The 16,985-nt window shown below is 74.7% G+C and carries 12 protein-coding genes; 7 read left to right on the top strand and 5 right to left on the bottom strand.

Annotated features, from left to right (window positions below; genetic code table 11):
• Positions 1 to 12 precede the first annotated feature (12 nt).
• A complete protein-coding gene (locus tag WJX68_RS10680; protein WP_340288932.1) occupies positions 13 to 795 on the bottom strand; it encodes a maleylpyruvate isomerase family mycothiol-dependent enzyme in 783 nt (260 codons plus the stop codon).
• A 52-nt stretch (positions 796 to 847) separates the two neighbouring features.
• On the opposite strand from WJX68_RS10680, the gene WJX68_RS10675 reads away from it, so the two are divergent.
• Positions 848 to 1,303 carry a hypothetical protein gene (locus WJX68_RS10675; protein ID WP_340288929.1) on the top strand — a complete coding sequence of 152 codons (456 nt, stop codon included), beginning with the start codon at positions 848 to 850 and terminating at the stop codon, positions 1,301 to 1,303.
• Between the two features lie 101 nt (positions 1,304 to 1,404).
• Entirely contained in the window at positions 1,405 to 4,638 is a 3,234-nt protein-coding gene (icmF, locus tag WJX68_RS10670) for a fused isobutyryl-CoA mutase/GTPase IcmF (protein ID WP_340288926.1), read from the top strand.
• Positions 4,639 to 4,695: 57 nt separating this feature from the next.
• Here icmF and WJX68_RS10665 read toward each other — a convergent pair whose 3' ends face one another.
• The gene (locus WJX68_RS10665; RefSeq protein WP_340288923.1) at positions 4,696 to 6,099 is read right to left on the bottom strand and encodes an MFS transporter; all 1,404 of its coding nucleotides are present in this window, start codon (positions 6,097 to 6,099) and stop codon (positions 4,696 to 4,698) included.
• Positions 6,100 to 6,637: 538 nt separating this feature from the next.
• Between WJX68_RS10665 and WJX68_RS10660 the strand changes: the two genes are divergently transcribed.
• The gene (locus WJX68_RS10660; RefSeq protein ID WP_340288920.1) at positions 6,638 to 7,216 is read left to right on the top strand and encodes a hypothetical protein; all 579 of its coding nucleotides are present in this window, start codon (positions 6,638 to 6,640) and stop codon (positions 7,214 to 7,216) included.
• Positions 7,213 to 8,307 carry a serine/threonine-protein kinase gene (locus tag WJX68_RS10655; protein WP_340288917.1) on the top strand — a complete coding sequence of 365 codons (1,095 nt, stop codon included), beginning with the start codon at positions 7,213 to 7,215 and terminating at the stop codon, positions 8,305 to 8,307. Before WJX68_RS10660 ends, WJX68_RS10655 begins: the two co-directional genes overlap by 4 nt.
• 15 nt (positions 8,308 to 8,322) lie before the next feature.
• Here the strand turns inward: WJX68_RS10655 and WJX68_RS10650 are convergent, their stop codons facing one another.
• Positions 8,323 to 9,567, bottom strand: a complete 1,245-nt coding sequence (locus tag WJX68_RS10650) for an MFS transporter (RefSeq protein ID WP_340288914.1) — start codon at positions 9,565 to 9,567, stop codon at positions 8,323 to 8,325.
• Between the two features lie 68 nt (positions 9,568 to 9,635).
• On the opposite strand from WJX68_RS10650, the gene WJX68_RS10645 reads away from it, so the two are divergent.
• The 3 genes from WJX68_RS10645 to WJX68_RS10635 are packed head-to-tail and all read left to right on the top strand — an operon-like array spanning position 9,636 to position 13,855.
• Complete coding sequence (locus WJX68_RS10645; RefSeq protein ID WP_340288911.1) at positions 9,636 to 10,535, top strand: LysR substrate-binding domain-containing protein; 900 nt, start codon at positions 9,636 to 9,638, stop codon at positions 10,533 to 10,535.
• A gap of 34 nt (positions 10,536 to 10,569) precedes the next feature.
• Positions 10,570 to 11,355, top strand: coding sequence for a helical backbone metal receptor (locus tag WJX68_RS10640; RefSeq protein ID WP_340288908.1), 786 nt, complete (start codon positions 10,570 to 10,572; stop codon positions 11,353 to 11,355).
• 58 nt (positions 11,356 to 11,413) lie between these two features.
• The gene (locus WJX68_RS10635) at positions 11,414 to 13,855 is read left to right on the top strand and encodes a glycoside hydrolase family 3 C-terminal domain-containing protein (RefSeq protein ID WP_340288905.1); all 2,442 of its coding nucleotides are present in this window, start codon (positions 11,414 to 11,416) and stop codon (positions 13,853 to 13,855) included.
• Positions 13,856 to 13,859: 4 nt separating this feature from the next.
• Here WJX68_RS10635 and WJX68_RS10630 read toward each other — a convergent pair whose 3' ends face one another.
• Both WJX68_RS10630 and WJX68_RS10625 read right to left on the bottom strand, forming a co-directional pair.
• Positions 13,860 to 15,416: a GMC family oxidoreductase gene (locus WJX68_RS10630; protein ID WP_340288902.1), complete on the bottom strand. Its 1,557-nt coding sequence runs from the start codon at positions 15,414 to 15,416 to the stop codon at positions 13,860 to 13,862.
• A complete protein-coding gene (locus WJX68_RS10625; RefSeq protein WP_340288899.1) occupies positions 15,413 to 16,966 on the bottom strand; it encodes an APC family permease in 1,554 nt (517 codons plus the stop codon). Before WJX68_RS10625 ends, WJX68_RS10630 begins: the two co-directional genes overlap by 4 nt.
• Positions 16,967 to 16,985 lie beyond the last annotated feature (19 nt).

Below are 16,985 nucleotides of genomic sequence, written 5' to 3'. Positions count from 1 at the left end.
GCGGGCGGGCCGTCAGTACCCGGTGCGGCCCAGCCAGGTCGTCCAGACATCGGCGTCGCCGAGGACCTGCAGGCGCTCGTCGTCGGCGGGGATGCGGCGGGTGATCCCCTGCAGCAGGTCGGCCGCGGCACCGCGCACGGCGGCGTCGCCCTTGGCGTGCCCGTGCTCCCAGGCGACCCGCCCGTCCTGCTCGCGCACCGTCCACTCCCCCGCGGCGCCGAGGCCGTCGTCGGTGGCGTGCAGGTGCAGCGTGGTGCCGGGGCGCAGCGGCGGCGCGTCGGCGGCCGGCCGGGCGGCGAGCAGGCCCAGCCACTCCGACACGCCGTCGGCGGCCGTCGAGGGGTCGATCGGGAACGGCGTCCCGGTCGCGACGGCGACGTCGGCGCGGTGCACGGTCGCCTCGTGCAGCCGGCGGCGCACCCACCAGGCCGACGGCTGCGGGCCGGTGAAGGTCCACACCGGCGTCCGCGCACCGGCGGCGGCGACGGCGTCGAGCAGCTCGGTCGCGCCGTCGCGCAGCCACTGCGCCGCGACCTCCGGCCCGCCCTCGGGCGGCTTCCCCCCGGCGACGGCGCGCGGGTCGAGGGCCTCCGTGGCACCGGCGGCGACCATCTGGGCCGCCCACCGGTGGCCCCGCCCGACGTGGCGCAGCAGCTGCAGCAGGGTCCAGCCGGGGCAGGTCGGGACCGGGAGCTCCGGGTCGGCGGTCCTCAGCGCGGCCGCGAGCAGGTCGTTCTCGGCGAGCAGGGTCGCCGCGTACGGGTCGGTCGCGCTGCGGTCCGGTGTCGTGGCCATGAATTCGTGCCCCCACTGGCGAAACATGTGCTGCGGATGCGGCGAGTCGCGCATGACGATCTTGCCGCTCGGGTATCCATGGATCATGCCGCCTCATCGCGACTGGACGCGACGGGGAGCGGGGCGGGCGCTGCTGTACTGGCCGTTGACGGCCTTCCTTCTGGTGGCGGCCTTTCCCGCGTACTCCGTCGCGCTGGTGATCGCCTCCGGACTGCTGCTGCTGGCCCTCGGACTGGTCGGCGGTTTCGCCGGGAAGCGGTGGCGCGCACGCCGGCTCGCGCGGGCACGACGGCTCGTCGCGCAGGTGGCCGAGCCCGTGCTGCCGACCCGGCGCTCCCCCGGGGACGACGGGCACGACGCCGAGCCGGCCGAGCAGGCCGAGCAGGGCGGGGCGGCGCACGGCACCGCGTGGCCCACCGGCCGTCACGCCCGTCGGGAGCGCGCGGCGGACCCGGCACCCGGGAGCACCCCGGCTCCCGAGGAGCCCGCGGCACGCGACGCGGCCTGAGCCCTGTGACGGCGACCCCGGTTCCTTGTACGTCCGATACTAGGATGTCAAACTAAAACGGCCGGGACACCGCCGTCCGCCCGGCAGGAGGATCGTCGTCGATGAGCACGCCGGAGAACACCGAGCTGCACGTCCCCACGCACCCGGTCCGGTTCGTGACCGCCGCCAGCCTGTTCGACGGGCACGACGCCGCCATCAACATCATGCGGCGCATCCTGCAGAAGCAGGGCGCCGAGGTGATCCACCTGGGGCACAACCGCTCCGTGGACGAGGTCGTGACCGCCGCGATCCAGGAGGACGTGCAGGGCGTCGCCATCTCCTCCTACCAGGGCGGGCACGTCGAGTACTTCTCCTACCTGGTCGAGCTGCTGCGCGAGCGCGGCGCGGGCCACATCAGGGTCTACGGCGGGGGCGGCGGCGTGATCGTCCCCGAGGAGATCGAGCTGCTGCACTCGCGCGGCGTCGCGCGCATCTTCTCCCCCGAGGACGGCCAGCGGCTCGGCCTGCCCGGGATGATCAACATCATGATCCGCGAGTGCGACACCGACCTCGCGGCGCAGCCCCCGTCGTCCTACGACGGGGTGTTCTCCGGCGAGAGCGCGACCCTGGCCCGTGCGCTGACCCTGGCGGAGGCCGGGCGGCTCCCCGACGAGGTCCGCGAGCGGATCGCCGGGTCCGAGCGTCCGGTGCCGGTCCTCGGCATCACCGGCACCGGCGGCTCCGGCAAGTCCTCGCTGACCGACGAGCTGGTCCGCCGCTTCCGGCTCGACCAGGAGGACAAGCTCCGCATCGCGGTGCTCGCCGTCGACCCGACCCGGCGCAAGGGCGGCGGCGCGCTGCTCGGCGACCGGATCCGGATGAACGCCCTGAGCGGGGACCGGGTGTTCTTCCGCAGCCTCGCCACCCGCGGCAACGACGGCGGCTCGCTGCCCGAGCGGCTCGGCGACACCATCGCGGTGCTCAAGGCCGCCGGGTTCGACCTGGTGGTCGTCGAGACCCCGGGCATCGGCCAGGGCGACGCCGGCATCGTCCCGTTCGTCGACCACTCGCTGTACGTGATGACGCCGGAGTTCGGCGCCGCGTCGCAGCTCGAGAAGATCGACATGCTGGACTTCGCCGAGGTCGTGGCGATCAACAAGTTCGAGCGCCGCGGCGCCGAGGACGCGCGTCGCGACGTCGGCCGCCAGCTCGTGCGCAACCGCGAGGACTTCGGCGCGAGCTGGGAGGACATGCCGGTCTACGGCACCTCGGCCGCCACGTTCAACGACGACGGCGTCACCGCGCTCTACCAGCACCTGCGCGACCTGCTCGCCGGGGACGGGCTGACCGTCGGGGAGGGCCGGCTCCCCCGCGTCGACACCAAGACCTCCAGCGACTACGCGGCCGTCATCCCGCCGGAGCGGGTCCGCTACCTCGCCGAGATCGCCGACGCGGTGCGCGGCTACCACGCCGACACCGAGTCCCACGCGCAGGCGGCGCGCACCGCGCAGCACCTGCGCACCGCGGCCGAGCTGGTCGGCGGCGACGACCTGGCCGAGGCGCTCGCGAAGGCCGAGAAGCAGGTCCCGGCGTCCTCGGCCGAGCTGCTGGAGCAGTGGCCGTCGCGGGTCGAGGACTACTCCGGCGACGAGTACGTCTACACCGTGCGGGACAAGGAGTTCCGCACGAAGCTGACCCGCGAGACGCTGTCGGGCAACAAGGTCCGCCGGGTCGCGCTGCCCTCCCACGACGACCACGCGCAGCTGCTGCGCTTCCTGCGCCGGGAGAACCTGCCCGGGTACTTCCCGTTCACCGCGGGCGTGTTCCCGTTCAAGCGCGAGGGCGAGGACCCGGCCCGGATGTTCGCCGGTGAGGGCGACCCGTTCCGCACCAACCGCCGCTTCAAATACCTCTCGGAGAGCTCGGAGGCCAAGCGGCTCTCGACCGCGTTCGACTCGGTCACCCTCTACGGCCACGACCCGGACACCCGTCCGGACATCTACGGCAAGGTCGGCACCTCGGGCGTCTCGATCGCCACGCTCGACGACCTGAAGGCCCTCTACGACGGCTTCGACCTCTGCTCGCCGACGACCTCGGTCTCGATGACGATCAACGGCCCGGCGCCGACGATCCTCGCGTACTTCCTCAACACCGCGATCGACCAGCAGCTCGGGCGCTTCCGCGACGAGCACGACCGCGAGCCCGACGACGCCGAGCGCGAGGAGGTCGTCGCCTACGCGCTGGCGAACGTGCGCGGCACGGTGCAGGCCGACATCCTCAAGGAGGACCAGGGCCAGAACACCTGCATCTTCTCCACCGAGTTCTCGCTGCGGATGATGGCCGACATCCAGGAGTGGTTCATCGCGCACCAGGTGCGCAACTTCTACTCCGTCTCGATCTCCGGCTACCACATCGCCGAGGCCGGGGCGAACCCGATCAGCCAGCTCGCGTTCACCCTCGCCAACGGGTTCACCTTCGTCGAGAGCTACCTGGCGCGCGGGATGGACGTCGACGACTTCGCCCCGAACCTGTCGTTCTTCTTCTCCAACGGCATGGACGCCGAGTACACGGTGATCGGCCGGGTGGCCCGCCGGATCTGGGCGGTCGCGATGCGGGAGCGCTACGGCGCCAACGAGCGCTCGCAGAAGCTGAAGTACCACGTCCAGACCTCGGGGCGGTCCCTGCACGCGCAGGAGATGAACTTCAACGACATCCGCACCACCCTGCAGGCGCTGTGCGCGCTCTACGACAACGCGAACTCGCTGCACACCAACGCCTACGACGAGGCCGTCACCACCCCGACGCAGGAGTCGGTGCGCCGCGCGATGGCCATCCAGATGATCATCAACAAGGAGTGGGGCCTCTCGCTCAACGAGAACCCGCTGCAGGGCTCGTTCGTCGTCGACGAGCTCACCGACCTCGTCGAGGAGGCCGTGCTGCGCGAGTTCGAGTCGATCGCCGAGCGCGGCGGCGTGCTGGGCGCGATGGAGACCGGCTACCAGCGCGGCAAGATCCAGGACGAGTCGATGCTCTACGAGCACCGCAAGCACACCGGTGAGCTGCCGATCGTCGGCGTCAACACCTTCACCAAGCCCGACGACGACGGCGACGGGCACCAGGAGATCGAGCTGGCCCGCGCCACCGAGGCCGAGAAGCAGTCGCAGCTCGACCGCCTGGCGGACTTCCAGTCCCGCCACCGCACCGAGGCCGAGCAGGCGCTGCGCCGGCTGCAGGACGTCGCGACCGGCGACGGCAACGTGTTCGACGAGCTGATGAGGGCCGCGCGGGTGTGCTCGCTCGGCCAGCTCACGACCGCCTTCTTCGAGGTCGGCGGCCAGTACCGGCGCAACATGTGATACCGGGGACCTGAGCGGTACGGCGGGCCGGGCGCGCGGGCGCCCGGCCCGCCCGTGTCACCAGCGGCCGCGCCGGTTCGGGATCCGCGCGGCCAGCACCCCGACCGCGGCGAGCAGCGCGGCCAGCACGCCGTACGCGACGCCCGCCGCCAGTCCCGGGTCGTCGGCCGCGGTGACCGCGGCCGTCAGCACCGAGACCGCGGCGATCCCGCCCATCTGGCGGAACATGATCCGCAGCCCGGAGACCGCGGCGACGTCGTCGGGCACCAGGTGCATGCCCGCGTTGTTGGCGGCGGGCCCGCACAGCCCGGTGCCGAGCCCGAGCAGGGTGGACCCGGCGAGCAGCCACACCGTGGGCTCGGCCACCGGCGGGGCGACGGCGGTGATCACGAGCCCGCCGACGACGGCGACCAGCCCGCCGAGCAGCAGCGGGCGGAACCCGAGGCGGCGCAGCAGCGCGACGGCGACCGGCGAGGTGACGATGGTGCCGACCGCGCGCCCGGTGAGCAGCGCCCCCGCGGCGAACGCGGACAGGTCGTAGCGGACCTGCGCGTAGAGCGGCAGCGTCGCGGAGAAGCCGATCACCACCGCGCCGAACACGACGTTGGTCGTGTTCATGATCCCCAGACCGCGCCCGGCGAGCAGGCGCACCGGGACCACCGCGTCCGGCCGGCGGCGGGCGTGCCGCACGAACGCCGCGCCCGCACCCAGCGCGAGGGCACCGGCGAGCACGGTCCACACCGGCCCGTCCGCGGGCGAGCCGAGACGGGTCACCGTCACCATGGTCGCGAGCAGGGTGAGCACGAGCAGCGCGATCCCGGCGCCGTCGACCCGCCCGGTACGCCGGTGCGGCGGGTCGTCGACCAGCGCCAGCCCCGCGACCACCAGCACGATCCCGAGCGGGACGTTGAGCAGGAAGATCCCGTGCCAGCTCCACGTGGTCAGCACCAGGCCGCCGACGAGCGGGCCCAGGATGGCCCCGATCGGGAAGACGCTGGTGAACAGCGCGAGCGCACGGTCGCGGTCGCGGCCGAACTGGTGGGCGACCACACCGTTCGCGGCGGGCAGCATCACCCCGCCGGCCAGTCCCTGCACGAACCGGCAGGCGATCAGCACCCCGATCGACGGGCTCACCGCGCTCAGCCCGGACATCACGGTGAACGCGGCGACCCCGGCGAGGAACATGCGTCGCCCGCCGAAGCGGTCCGAGAGCCACCCGCCCAGCGGCAGGGCGAGGATCTGGCCGACGGCGGCGATCGTCACCACCCAGCCGGCCCAGGCGAGGTCGGCGCCCAGGTCGCCGCCGATCGTGGTCAGCGCCGTCGCGACCGAGGTCTGGTCCAGCGAGAACATCAGCAGCGCCAGGCCGACGACGGCGAAGACCGCCACCCGCCGGGGCAGCGGGTCCTCGCCCACCGGGCCCGCCGGGGGACGGTCGGTGTCGCGCGCGGCGTCGGTCACGTGGGCACTCCTGGCGTCCCGGAGGAAACGGTCGGAAGATGCTTACCACGAGCTAATGATCCGGGCGGGCCACGGCCGCCCGGTCGCCGGCGCCGGGTCAGCGCCGGGTGCGGCTCCGGCGGCGGCCGCGGTTCCAGCCGCCGATGATGCCGATGGCCTCGACGAACGACTCGGCGGCCTTGGAGATCCTGCGTCCGGCCTTCCGCATCGGTGTCCTCCCGGGGTGTGTCGGCTGCTGGGGATGACTCCACCGTGGCAGACCGCGGTGTGCGCCGGTCGCCGGGGCCACTGGGCCGTGAGGGTGACGAACCGGACACCCGGGCCCGTCACCGCACCCGCATCTCCACCCGGACGGCCCAGTCGCTCCCGGCGCGCCGGGTTGACGGTGGCCCGGGCGGACCAGCGGTCGTCGGGGTCGCGCGTGGCACGCCTCCATTGGGAGGGAACCGATCGCCGGTCACGGCGCGTCGCCGCCCCGCGGGGCATGCTGCAACGAAGGGGTCGACGAAGAGGTACGGACGAACCGAGGGGGGTTCCTGTGTCACCGGACGTCCTGATGTGGGTCGTGGTCGCGGTCGTCGTGCTGATCGTCCTGGGCGCCGTGCTGCTGGTCGCGTCGCGGGTGCGGGGGCGCCGCCGGACGGCCGCGCTGAAGCGGCACTTCGGGCCCGAGTACGACCACGTGCTCGGGGTCGCGGGCGGCAGGGCCCAGGGCGAGGACGAGCTGCGTCAGCGCCTGCGGCGGCGGCGCGAGCTCGACGTGCGCGAGCTGGACGCCGACGAGCGCGAACAGCTCGTCGTGCAGTTCCAGCAGGCCCAGAACTCCTTCGTGCGGACCCCGCGTACCGGGCTGCGCGACACCGACCTGCTGATCCAGCAGGTGCTGCGCCGGCGCGGGTTCCCGGTGGAGCACTTCTCCGAGCGCGAGGCGATGGTGTCGGTGGACCATCCCGACCTGGTCGGCCACTACCGGGCGGCGCACGCCGTCGCCGTCGCCGAGTCCGACGCCGACACCGAGCAGCTGCGGCAGGCGATGGTCGACTACGGGTACCTGTTCGACGAGCTGATCGGCGCGGGCCACCCGGAGAGCACCCGGCGCGACCTGCCGGCGTCATGAGCGGCACGGCGGCCCTGCCCGACCCGGACCGCACCGACGAGATCCCGTCGGAGGGCTCCGTGCTCGGCGGGCGCTACGAGCTGCGCAGCCTGCTCGGCGAGGGTGGCATGTCCCAGGTCCACCTGGCGCACGACCGGGAGCTGGGCCGGCCGGTGGCGGTCAAGCTGATGCGGGGCTCCGGCGAGCCGGACGACGTCGCACGGCTGCGCGACGAGGCCCGGGCCGCGGCCGCGATCGACCACCCCGGTGTCGTCACCGTGCACGACGCCGGGGAGAGCGGCGGCGCCGCCTACGTCGTGATGTCCTACGTCGAGGGCGACACGCTCGCGCAGCGGGTGGACCGGTCCGGCCCGCTCGACGTCGCCGAGGCCGTCCGGGTCGCCGTCGCGGTCTGCGACGCGCTCGGCGCGGCCCACGCGGCCGGGGTCGTGCACCGCGACGTCACCCCGGGCAACATCATCCTGCGGCCCGACGGCGCGGTCGTCGTCACCGACTTCGGCATCGCCCGTCTCGGGGAGGGCGCGGGGCGCACCCGTACCGGTCACGTGATCGGCACGCCGCTGTACCTGGCCCCCGAGCAGGGCCGCGACACCGGCCGGCTCGACGGCCGCGCGGACCTCTACTCCCTCGCCTGCTGCCTGTTCACGGCGCTGACCGGGCGTCCGCCGTTCACCGACCCGGATCCGTTCGCCGTGGTGATGGCGCACCTGCGCGCGACCCCGCCGCGTCCGTCGACGCTGCGGGCCGGGATCCCGCCGGCCCTGGACGCGGTGCTCCTGCGCACGCTGGCGAAGGACCCCGCGCACCGTCCGCGCGACGCGGCCGCCCTCGCGGCGGCGCTGCGGGCCGCGGTCGGGGCACCGCCCGTCCCGCCCGCCCGGACCCGCGAGCTGCCCACCGGCGGCGACGACCCCGCGCACCGCGACCCCGCCGCGGCGACCGGCTCGCACGCGCTGGACAGCACGATCGCCGAGGTCGAGAGCGACGAGTCGCACTCGGCGGACCGGCGCCGGGGGCTGGCGGCCGTCCTGCTCGTGCTGGCGGCCCTGGTGCTGGTCGGGCTCGTGGTCACGCTCGTCACCGTCGGCTGAGCCGGGCCGGCCGCGTCAGGCCGGGGCGGGGGTGCGGCGCAGGACGAGGGCGAGCGCCAGGGCCCCCAGCAGCAGCGCGCTCACGTAGCCGGTCACCCCGGCCCAGCCGCCGTGGTCGTAGGCGACGCCACCGGCGGCACCGCCGATGCTCGACCCGGCGTAGTAGCCGACCAGGTAGAGCGACGACGCCTGGGCCGGCACCGCGCCGGGCAGCATCGCCGAGCGGCGCCCGACCCAGGAGCTCGCGACCGAGTGCGCACCGAAGAAGCCGACGGTCACCATGAGCAGCCCGACCAGGGTGGTGACCAGCAGGTCGGGCAGCGTCACCCAGATCCCGGCGACGGCGAGCAGGGTCGCCGTCCAGAGCACAGGACGGCGGCCGAACCGGTCCCCCAGCCGGCCCGCGCCGGTCGAGGCCCAGCTGCCGGCGAGGTAGCCGAGGAAGACCAGCCCGACGAGCGTGCCGGGCAGCGAGAACGGCGGGGCCAGCAGCCGGAACCCGAGGTAGTTGTAGACCGTCACGAACGCGCCCATCAGCAGGAACGCGATCCCGAACAGGCACAGCAGCCCGCGGTCGGTGAGGTGGCGGCGCAGCGGGCCGCCGAGGTCGCGCAGCCGGGTGCGCGACGGCGCCGGTGCCGTCGCCGGCGGCAGCAGCAGCCGGAACGCGACGGTCGCGGCGACCGACACGAGACCGACGGCGGCGAGCCCGCCCCGCCAGCCGCCGAGCTCGGCCACCCAGCCGGCGACGAGCCGCCCGGACAGGCCGCCGAGGGTGTTGCCCGCGATCAGCAGCCCGACCGCGCCGCCGAGGTGGCGCGGCGCGACCTCGTGCGTCAGGTGCGCCATGGACAGCGCGGGCAGCGCGGCGAGCGCGACGCCCTGCAGCCCGCGGACGACGACGAGCGTCTCGAAGGTCGGCGCGAGCGGGGCGAGCAGCGCCAGCACCGCCGACGCCCCCAGTGCCCACGTCATCACCCGGGTCCGGCCCCATGCCTCGGTGACCGCCGAGAGCGGCAGCACCGCGAGCGCGAGCGTGCCGGTGGTCGCGGAGAGCACGAGGCTGGCCGTCGAGGACGGGACGCCGAACTCCGCCGCGAGCGTCGGCAGCAGCCCCTGCACGCTGTAGACCAGCACGAACGTCGCCAGCCCGGAGAGCCACAGCGCGATCCCGAGCCGCCGGTAGCCCGGCGTGCCCCGCTCGTGCGGGGGCGCGGCCCGGACGGCGGGCGGGGCGGCGGGACGCTCGGTCGTTGTCATCGCACACGACCGTAGGCGGGCCCAGGGCGATGCGTCCAATGCATCGTTCGTCGGCATATTCTGCATTCATGCATGAGTCGTTGGCGCCGGCGCTGCACCGGTTCGTGGCGGTCGCGCGCGACGGGCACCTGACCCGTGCGGCCGAGCGGATCGGCGTCCCGCAGCCCACCCTGTCCCGCGCGATCGCCCGGCTGGAGGGCGAGCTCGGCGTCGCCCTGTTCCGGCGGGCCGGGCGCGGGCTGCGCCTGACCGCGGCGGGGCGCACCCTGCTGCCCCGGGCCGAGGCGGCGCTGGCGGAGCTGGCCGCCGGCGTCGCGGAGCTGACCGGCGACGCCGACCCCGCGACCGGCCGCGTCGCGCTGGGGTTCCTCGGCACGCTCGGCACCGCCGCGGTGCCGGGGCTGCTGCGCGGCTACCGGGAGCGGCACCCGCGGGTACGGATCGAGCTGGTGCAGGTCCCGCACGCCGAGCTGCTGTCGCGGGTCCGGCAGGGCACCGTGGACCTGGCGCTGACCTCCCCCCTGCCCGACGAGCCGGGGCTCGTCGCGACCCCGCTGGCCGAGGAGGAGCTGCGGCTGGCGGTGCCGTCGGGGCACCGGCTGGCCGGGGCGGCCGCGGCGGATCTCGCCGAGGTCGCCGACGACCCGTTCCTGCTGTTCGCGCGCGGCTACGGCCTGCAGGGGGTGGTGGAGTCCTGGTGCGCGCAGGCCGGGTTCCGCCCGCGCCGGGCCTTCGAGGGCGGCGAGACGGCCACGCTGCGCGGGCTGGTCGGCGCGGGTCTCGGCGTCGCGCTGCTGCCGGTCGGCCCGGACGTGCCAGGGGTGGTGCAGGTGCCGGTGCGCCGTCCGCACACGGTGCGGACGCTGGGGATGGTGCACGCGGCGGACCCGCACCCGACGGCCCCGGTGCGCGAGCTGCGCGCGTTCGTCGCCGCGCACGGGCCGCGCTGGCTGGCCCACGGCGGGTGAGCCGGCCCGGCGCGGCCGGGGTTACCGTGCTCGCGTGCCGAGCACCGTGACCGACGACGAGGGCCGCGAGGTGGCCGTCCCCGCGAGCGTCCGGCGGGTGGTGTCGATCGTGCCGTCGCTGACCGAGGCGCTGGAGGCGAGCGCGCCGGGCATCGTCGTCGGCGCGACGGACTGGTGCACCCATCCCGCCGACCTGGCCGCCGAGCGGGTGCGGGGCACCAAGAACCCCGACGTCGAGCGGATCGTCGCGCTCGCGCCGGACCTGGTCGTCGCCAACCAGGAGGAGAACCGGCCCCCCGACCTCGACGCGCTGCGCGCCGCCGGGCTCGCGGTGTACGTGACCGACATCCGCGACATCGACGGCGGGCTCGACTCGCTCGGACGGCTGCTCGCGGCCTGCGGGCTCGGCGAGCCGGACTGGCTGGGCGAGGCCCGCGCGCTGTGGGCGGCGCTGCGCCCGGCCGCGCCGCGACGACGCGCGGTCGTCCCGATCTGGCGCCGGCCGTGGATGGCGGTCGGGTCCGACACGTTCACCGGCGCGGTGCTGGAGCGGCTGGGCGTCGACAACGTCCTCGACGGCTCACCCGAGCGCTATCCGCGGTTCGACCCCGCCGACCTGCCCGCGCACGACCTCGTCGTGCTCCCCGACGAGCCCTACCTGTTCACCGCCGACGACGGTCCCGAGGCCTTCGGCGCACCGTCCGCGCTGGTCAGCGGCCGGCTGCTGACCTGGTACGGGCCGAGCCTGGTCGAGGCGGCGCGGGAGCTGCCGTCCGCGCTGCTCCCCCACGGCGACGACGCGGACACGCCCGCCCGGTGACCGGTTCCGCGCCGTCGCGGGCGACCGGCGCCGAGGGGGCGGCGCCTACGGTGGCGCCATGGCACCCGTCGACGAGGACCTGCTCACCACGCTCATCGCGCGGCTCGACCTGGAGCGCAAGGTCCGGCTGCTGACCGGTGCCGACTTCTGGTCCACCCCGGCCGAGCCGGCGATCGGGCTGCGCCGGATGGTGCTGTCCGACGGCCCGTCGGGCGTGCGCGGGGAGAGCTTCGACGAGCGCGACCCGTCACTGTCGCTGCCGTCGGCCACCGCGCTCGGCGCGACCTGGGACCCGGCCGCCGCGCGGCGCTACGGCTCCGCCCTCGGCGCCGAGGCCCGGCGCCGGCACGCCGACGTCGTGCTCGGGCCGACGATCAACCTGCACCGCACCCCGTTCGGCGGCCGGCACTTCGAGGCGCTGTCGGAGGACCCGCTGCTGACCGGCGAGCTCGCCGCGGCCTACGTCGAGGGCGTGCAGGCGCACGGGGTGGCCGCCACGCCGAAGCACTACGTCGCCAACGACGCGGAGAGCGAGCGCTTCACCGTCGACAACCGCGTCGGCGAGCGCGCCCTGCACGAGCTGTACCTGGCCGCGTTCGAGCCGGCCGTCACCCGGGCCGGGGCGTGGGCGGTGATGTCGGCCTACAACGCCGTCAACGGCACCACGATGAGCGAGAACGGGCTGCTCGCCGAGCCGCTGTGCGGCGAGTGGGGCTTCGACGGGCCGGTGGTGTCGGACTGGGGCGCGGTGCGCACCACCGACGCGGCGGCCCGCGCCGAGCAGCACCTCGTCATGCCCGGGCCGGTGGGCGCCTGGGGCGGCCGGCTGGTCGAGGCCGTGCGGGCGGGCCGCGTCGCGGAGTCCGTCGTCGACGGCAAGCTGCGCCGGGTGCTGCGCCTGGCGGCGCGGGTCGGGGCGCTCGACGGCGCCGGTGGCGTGACCGCGGGGGCACCGCCGGGCGAGGACGGCACGGCCGTCGCGCGGGAGCTCGCCGCCGCGGGCAGCGTCCTGGTCCGCAACACCGGCGAGCTGCCCTGGGACCCCGCGACCCTCGGGACGGTCGCGGTGCTCGGCCACAACGCCGTGCTCGCCCGCACCCAGGGCGGCGGCAGCGCGACCGTCCGGCCGGCCGCGGTCGTCTCCCCGCTGGAGGGGTTGCGGACCGCGCTGGGCGCCGACCGGGTGCGGCACCGCCTGGGCGCGCAGGTCGCGGCCGGTGTGCAGCCCTTCGACCCGGCGGAGATCACCAACCCGGTGACCGGCGGGCCGGGGCTGCGGGCCGTGTTCCGCGACGCCGACGGCGCCGAGCTGCGCGCCGAGGACCGGCGGGCGGCGTCGCTGATCTGGATGGGTGCCGAGATCCCCGAGGGCGCCCACCACCTCGAGGTCGCCGTGCGCTGGAGTCCGCCCCCGGGTGTGCACCGCGTCGGGGCCGCCGCCGTCGGGCACGTGGAGCTCACCGCGGGCGACGCCGCCGTGCTCGACACCGACGCCGTCCTCACCGGCGACGAGGGCCCGGGTGCGGCGATCTTCGAGGCGCCGTCGGTGACCGCGGAGATCACCACCGACGGCCCGGTCGAGCTGCGGCTGCGCTTCCGCCCGTCCGGCGGCGAGGCCGGGATGGCACTGTTCGCGGTGACCGTCGGGGAGGAGACGGTCGTCGCCGACCCGGAGGCCGAGGTCGCCGCCGCGGCCGAGCTGGCGGCCGGGTCCGACGTGGCCGTCGTCGTGGTCGGGACCAGCGACCGGATCGAGAGCGAGGGTTTCGACCGGACCTCGCTGGCCCTGCCCGGCCACCAGGACGCCCTGGTGCGCGCGGTCGCCGCGGCCAACCCGCGCACCGTGGTCGTCGTGAACTCCGGCGCGCCGGTGCTGCTGCCGTGGCGCGACGAGGTCGCCGCGGTGCTGCTGGGCTGGTTCGGCGGCGAGCGGTTCGGCGAGGCCGTCGCGGACGTCCTGCTCGGCGTCGCCGAGCCCGGCGGGCGCCTGCCGACCACCTGGCCCGCCACCGGCGGGGAGCGCTCGGTGCTGTCCGGGGTGCCCGGGGGCGGCACGCTCACCTACGACGAGGGCGTCCACGTCGGGTACCGGAACTGGCTGCGCCGCGGCGAGACGCCGGCGTACCCGTTCGGGCACGGGCTGGGGTACACGAGCTGGACCCTCGACGACGCCCGCACCGGGCGGGCGTCGGCGGACGGCGTCGAGGTCGCCGTGACGCTCACCAACACCGGCACCCGGCCCGGCCGCCAGGTCGTGCAGGCCTACCTGTCGCGCGACGGCGGCGCGGTCGAGCGGCCGGTGCGGTGGCTGGCCGGCTGGGCCGTCGTCGACGCCGCACCCGGCCCGGTGACGGTCACCGTGCCCGTCCCCCGCCGGGCGTTCCGGTACCGCGCGGGCGGGGCGTGGGCCACCGAGCCGGGCAGCTACGTGCTGCACCTGGGGTTCTCGGTGGCCGACACCCCGCTCCACGTCGAGGTCGGGGTCGCGCCGCAGGGCTGAGCGCTCAGGAGTGTGCGGCCCGCACCAGGTCCGAGCACTTCTCCCCGATCATCATGGTGGTGATGTTCGGGTTGATCGCCGGCAGGAACGGCATCGCCGACCCGTCCGCGACGCGCAGGTTCTGCACCCCGCGCACCCGAAGCTGCGGGTCGAGCACGGCGTCCGGGTCGCCGTCGGGACCCATCCGCGCCGTGCACGCCGGGTGGTAGACGGTGTTGTGGGTCTTCATGATGTAGTCGGCCAGGTCGTCGTCGGTGACGGCGTCCGGGCCGGGTGCCAGCTCCGCGGCGATCCACTCCTTGAGCGCGGGCTGCTCGGCGATCCGCCGGGCCAGCCGGATCCCCTCGGTCATCACCCGCATGTCGTGGCCCTCGGGGTCGGTGAAGTAGCGCGGGTCGACCTTCGCGCGGTCGCGGAAGTCGCGGGTGCGCAGCCGCACGGTGCCCCGGGAGCGCCCGCGGGTGACGTTCGGGGTGAGGCAGAAGCCGTTGTCGGTGGTCGGGTAGCCCCAGCGCAGCGTGTTCATGTCGAACGGCACCGAGCCGTAGTGCATCATCAGGTCCGGCCGGTCCAGGCCGGGGTCGGTGCGGTGGAACAGCCCGATCTCCCACCACTGGGTGGACTCGGTGACCATCGGCTTCGCGGCCTCCCAGAAGACCAGCCCCTCGACGTGGTCGTCCAGGTTGGACCCGACGCCCGGCAGGTCCGAGCGGACCTCGATGCCGAACTCGCGCAGGTGCGCGGCCGGGCCGATGCCCGACAGCATCAGCAGCTTCGGGGTGTCGATGGCGCCCGCGGAGAGGATCACCTCCCGGTCGGCGTGCACGGTCTCGCGGCCCGGCCCGATCCCCCGCTGGTACTCGACGCCGGTGGCGCGGGTGCCGTCGAAGAGCACCTGCGAGGCCCAGCAGTCGGTGCGCACCTCCAGGTTCGGGCGCGAGGACAGGATCGGGTGCAGGTAGGACACCGACGCCGACGCGCGGGTGCCGTCGGGGAAGGAGTTGATCTGGAAGTACCCGGCGCCGTCGGTGACGGTGCGGCCCTCGTTGAACCGCACGGTGGGCATGCCCACCTCGGCGGCGGCGGCCAGCACGGCGTCGCCGCACGGGTCGTTCGCCGGGATCTGCATGAGGTTGACCGGGCCGGAGCGGCCGTGGCCGTCCCACTCGCCGTCGTTGGTCTCCAGGCGCCGGATCAGCGGCCAGCACTCGTCGGCGGACCAGCCGGTCAGGCCCATCGCGGCCCACTCGTCGAGGTCCTCGCGGGGGGTCCAGAACGCGATGCACGAGTTGTGCGAGCCGCACCCGCCCAGCACCTTGGCCCGCGCGTGGCGCATGTGGGAGTTGCCGCGCTCCTGCGGCTCGATCGGGTAGTCCCAGTCGTAGCCGGAGTCGAGCAGCTTCATCCACTCCGACAGCACCAGGATGGCGGGATCGCCGACGTCGGACGGGCCCGCCTCCAGCAGCAGCACCCGCACCTGGGGGTCCTCCGACAGGCGCGCGGCGACGGCGCAGCCGGCGGAACCGCCCCCGACGACGACGTAGTCGAACCGGTCGCTCATGCGTTCTCTCCCATTCCCTGCTCGATCTCCCGGGCCCGGTGCTCGGGCAGGCACCCGAGCTGGTGGCGGCCGCGCAGCCGGAACCAGGCCAGCCCGGCGAGCGCGACGACGCCGATGAACAGGAACGCGATGAAGCGCAGCCACCCGGTGCCGTAGACCTCCTCGCGGGGCCAGGCCAGGTTCAGCGCCATCGCCGCGCCCCACAGCACCGCCAGCACGTTGACCGGCAGCCCCAGGCGCCCCAGGGAGAAGTACCCCTTCTGACCGTCGTCGGGCCACTCGCCGCGCAGCCGTCGCACCAGCATCGGCACCGTGACCAGCAGGTACGCGATGTAGATCATGATGATCGCCACGCTGGTGACCGCGGTGAACACCTCCGGCACGCCGACGTTGGCGAGCAGGATCAGGATCGCCACGACGCCGACGACGATCGCCGGGACGACCGGCGTCTTGTGCTTCGGGTCGATCCGGGCCAGCACGGACCCGGCCGGCAGGGCGTTGTCGCGGGCCATCGCGAACATCAGGCGGATCGCCGCGGTGTGCACCGCCAGCAGGCAGACGATGACCGCGATGCTGATCGTGATCAGGAAGACCCGGCCGATCGTGCCGCCCGCGACCTGCAGCAGCACGAGCTGCCCGCCGCCGTCCTTGGTGCCCAGGCGCGGGTCGGCCAGGTCCGGCGCGGCCAGGATGATGCCGAGCAGGATCAGCCCGCCCAGCACGAACGACGCGACGACCGCGCGCAGAATGGCCGCCGGGGCGGTGCGGCGCGGGTCCACGGTCTCCTCGCCGAGCGAGCTGGCCGTGTCGAAGCCGTACATGACGTAGGCCGAGGCGAGCGCGGCGACGAGGAACGTGCCGAAGTAGCCGCCCCCGCCCGCCGCGGGCGCCGGCGTCTCGAACAGCACCGAGACCGGGTTGCGGATGCTCAGCAGCAGCGCGACCACGATGACGACGGCCGCGATCAGCTCGATGAACACGCCGGTCGAGTTGATCCGCGCCATCAGCTTGACGCCGATCGCGTTGATCACGGTGGTGAGCACGATGAGGATCGCGCCGAGCAGCACGCCGTTGACCGCGGCGTCGGACGCGTCGGCGGCGTCGCCGATCAGCTGGAAGCCCGACCAGATCTGCGGGAACGTCAGCTGGGCGGCCAGCGCCACCGCCGACAGCGACACCACCGAGGCGGTGAACATCATCCAGCCGGCCAGCCAGGAGACCGTCGGCCCGGCGAGGCGCTTGGACCAGTTGTAGACCGACCCCGCGACCGGGTAGCGGCCGGCGAGCTCGGCGAAGGACAGCGCCACCATGAACTGCCCGGCGAACACCATCGGCCACGACCACCAGTAGGCCGCGCCCCCGGTGCCGAAACCGAAGTAGAACAGCTGGAACGTGCCGGTCAGGATGGAGATGTAGCTGATGCCCGCCGCGAAGCTGGCGAACTTGCCGATGCTGCGGTCGAGGGTCTGGCTGTAGCCGAACTCGGCCAGCCCTCCCCCGTCACCGTCGCCGGTGGCCGGCTGCTGCCGCGTCGGATCCGGACCGGTCATGCGGGGCCTCCAGGACTCT

Origin of the sequence: Pseudonocardia spirodelae, from assembly GCF_037727765.1 — a bacterium.
GTDB lineage: Bacteria > Actinomycetota > Actinomycetes > Mycobacteriales > Pseudonocardiaceae > Pseudonocardia > Pseudonocardia spirodelae.
Note: the sequence above shows the minus strand (reverse complement) of the source record. Positions and strands in the feature narration are given on the sequence as shown.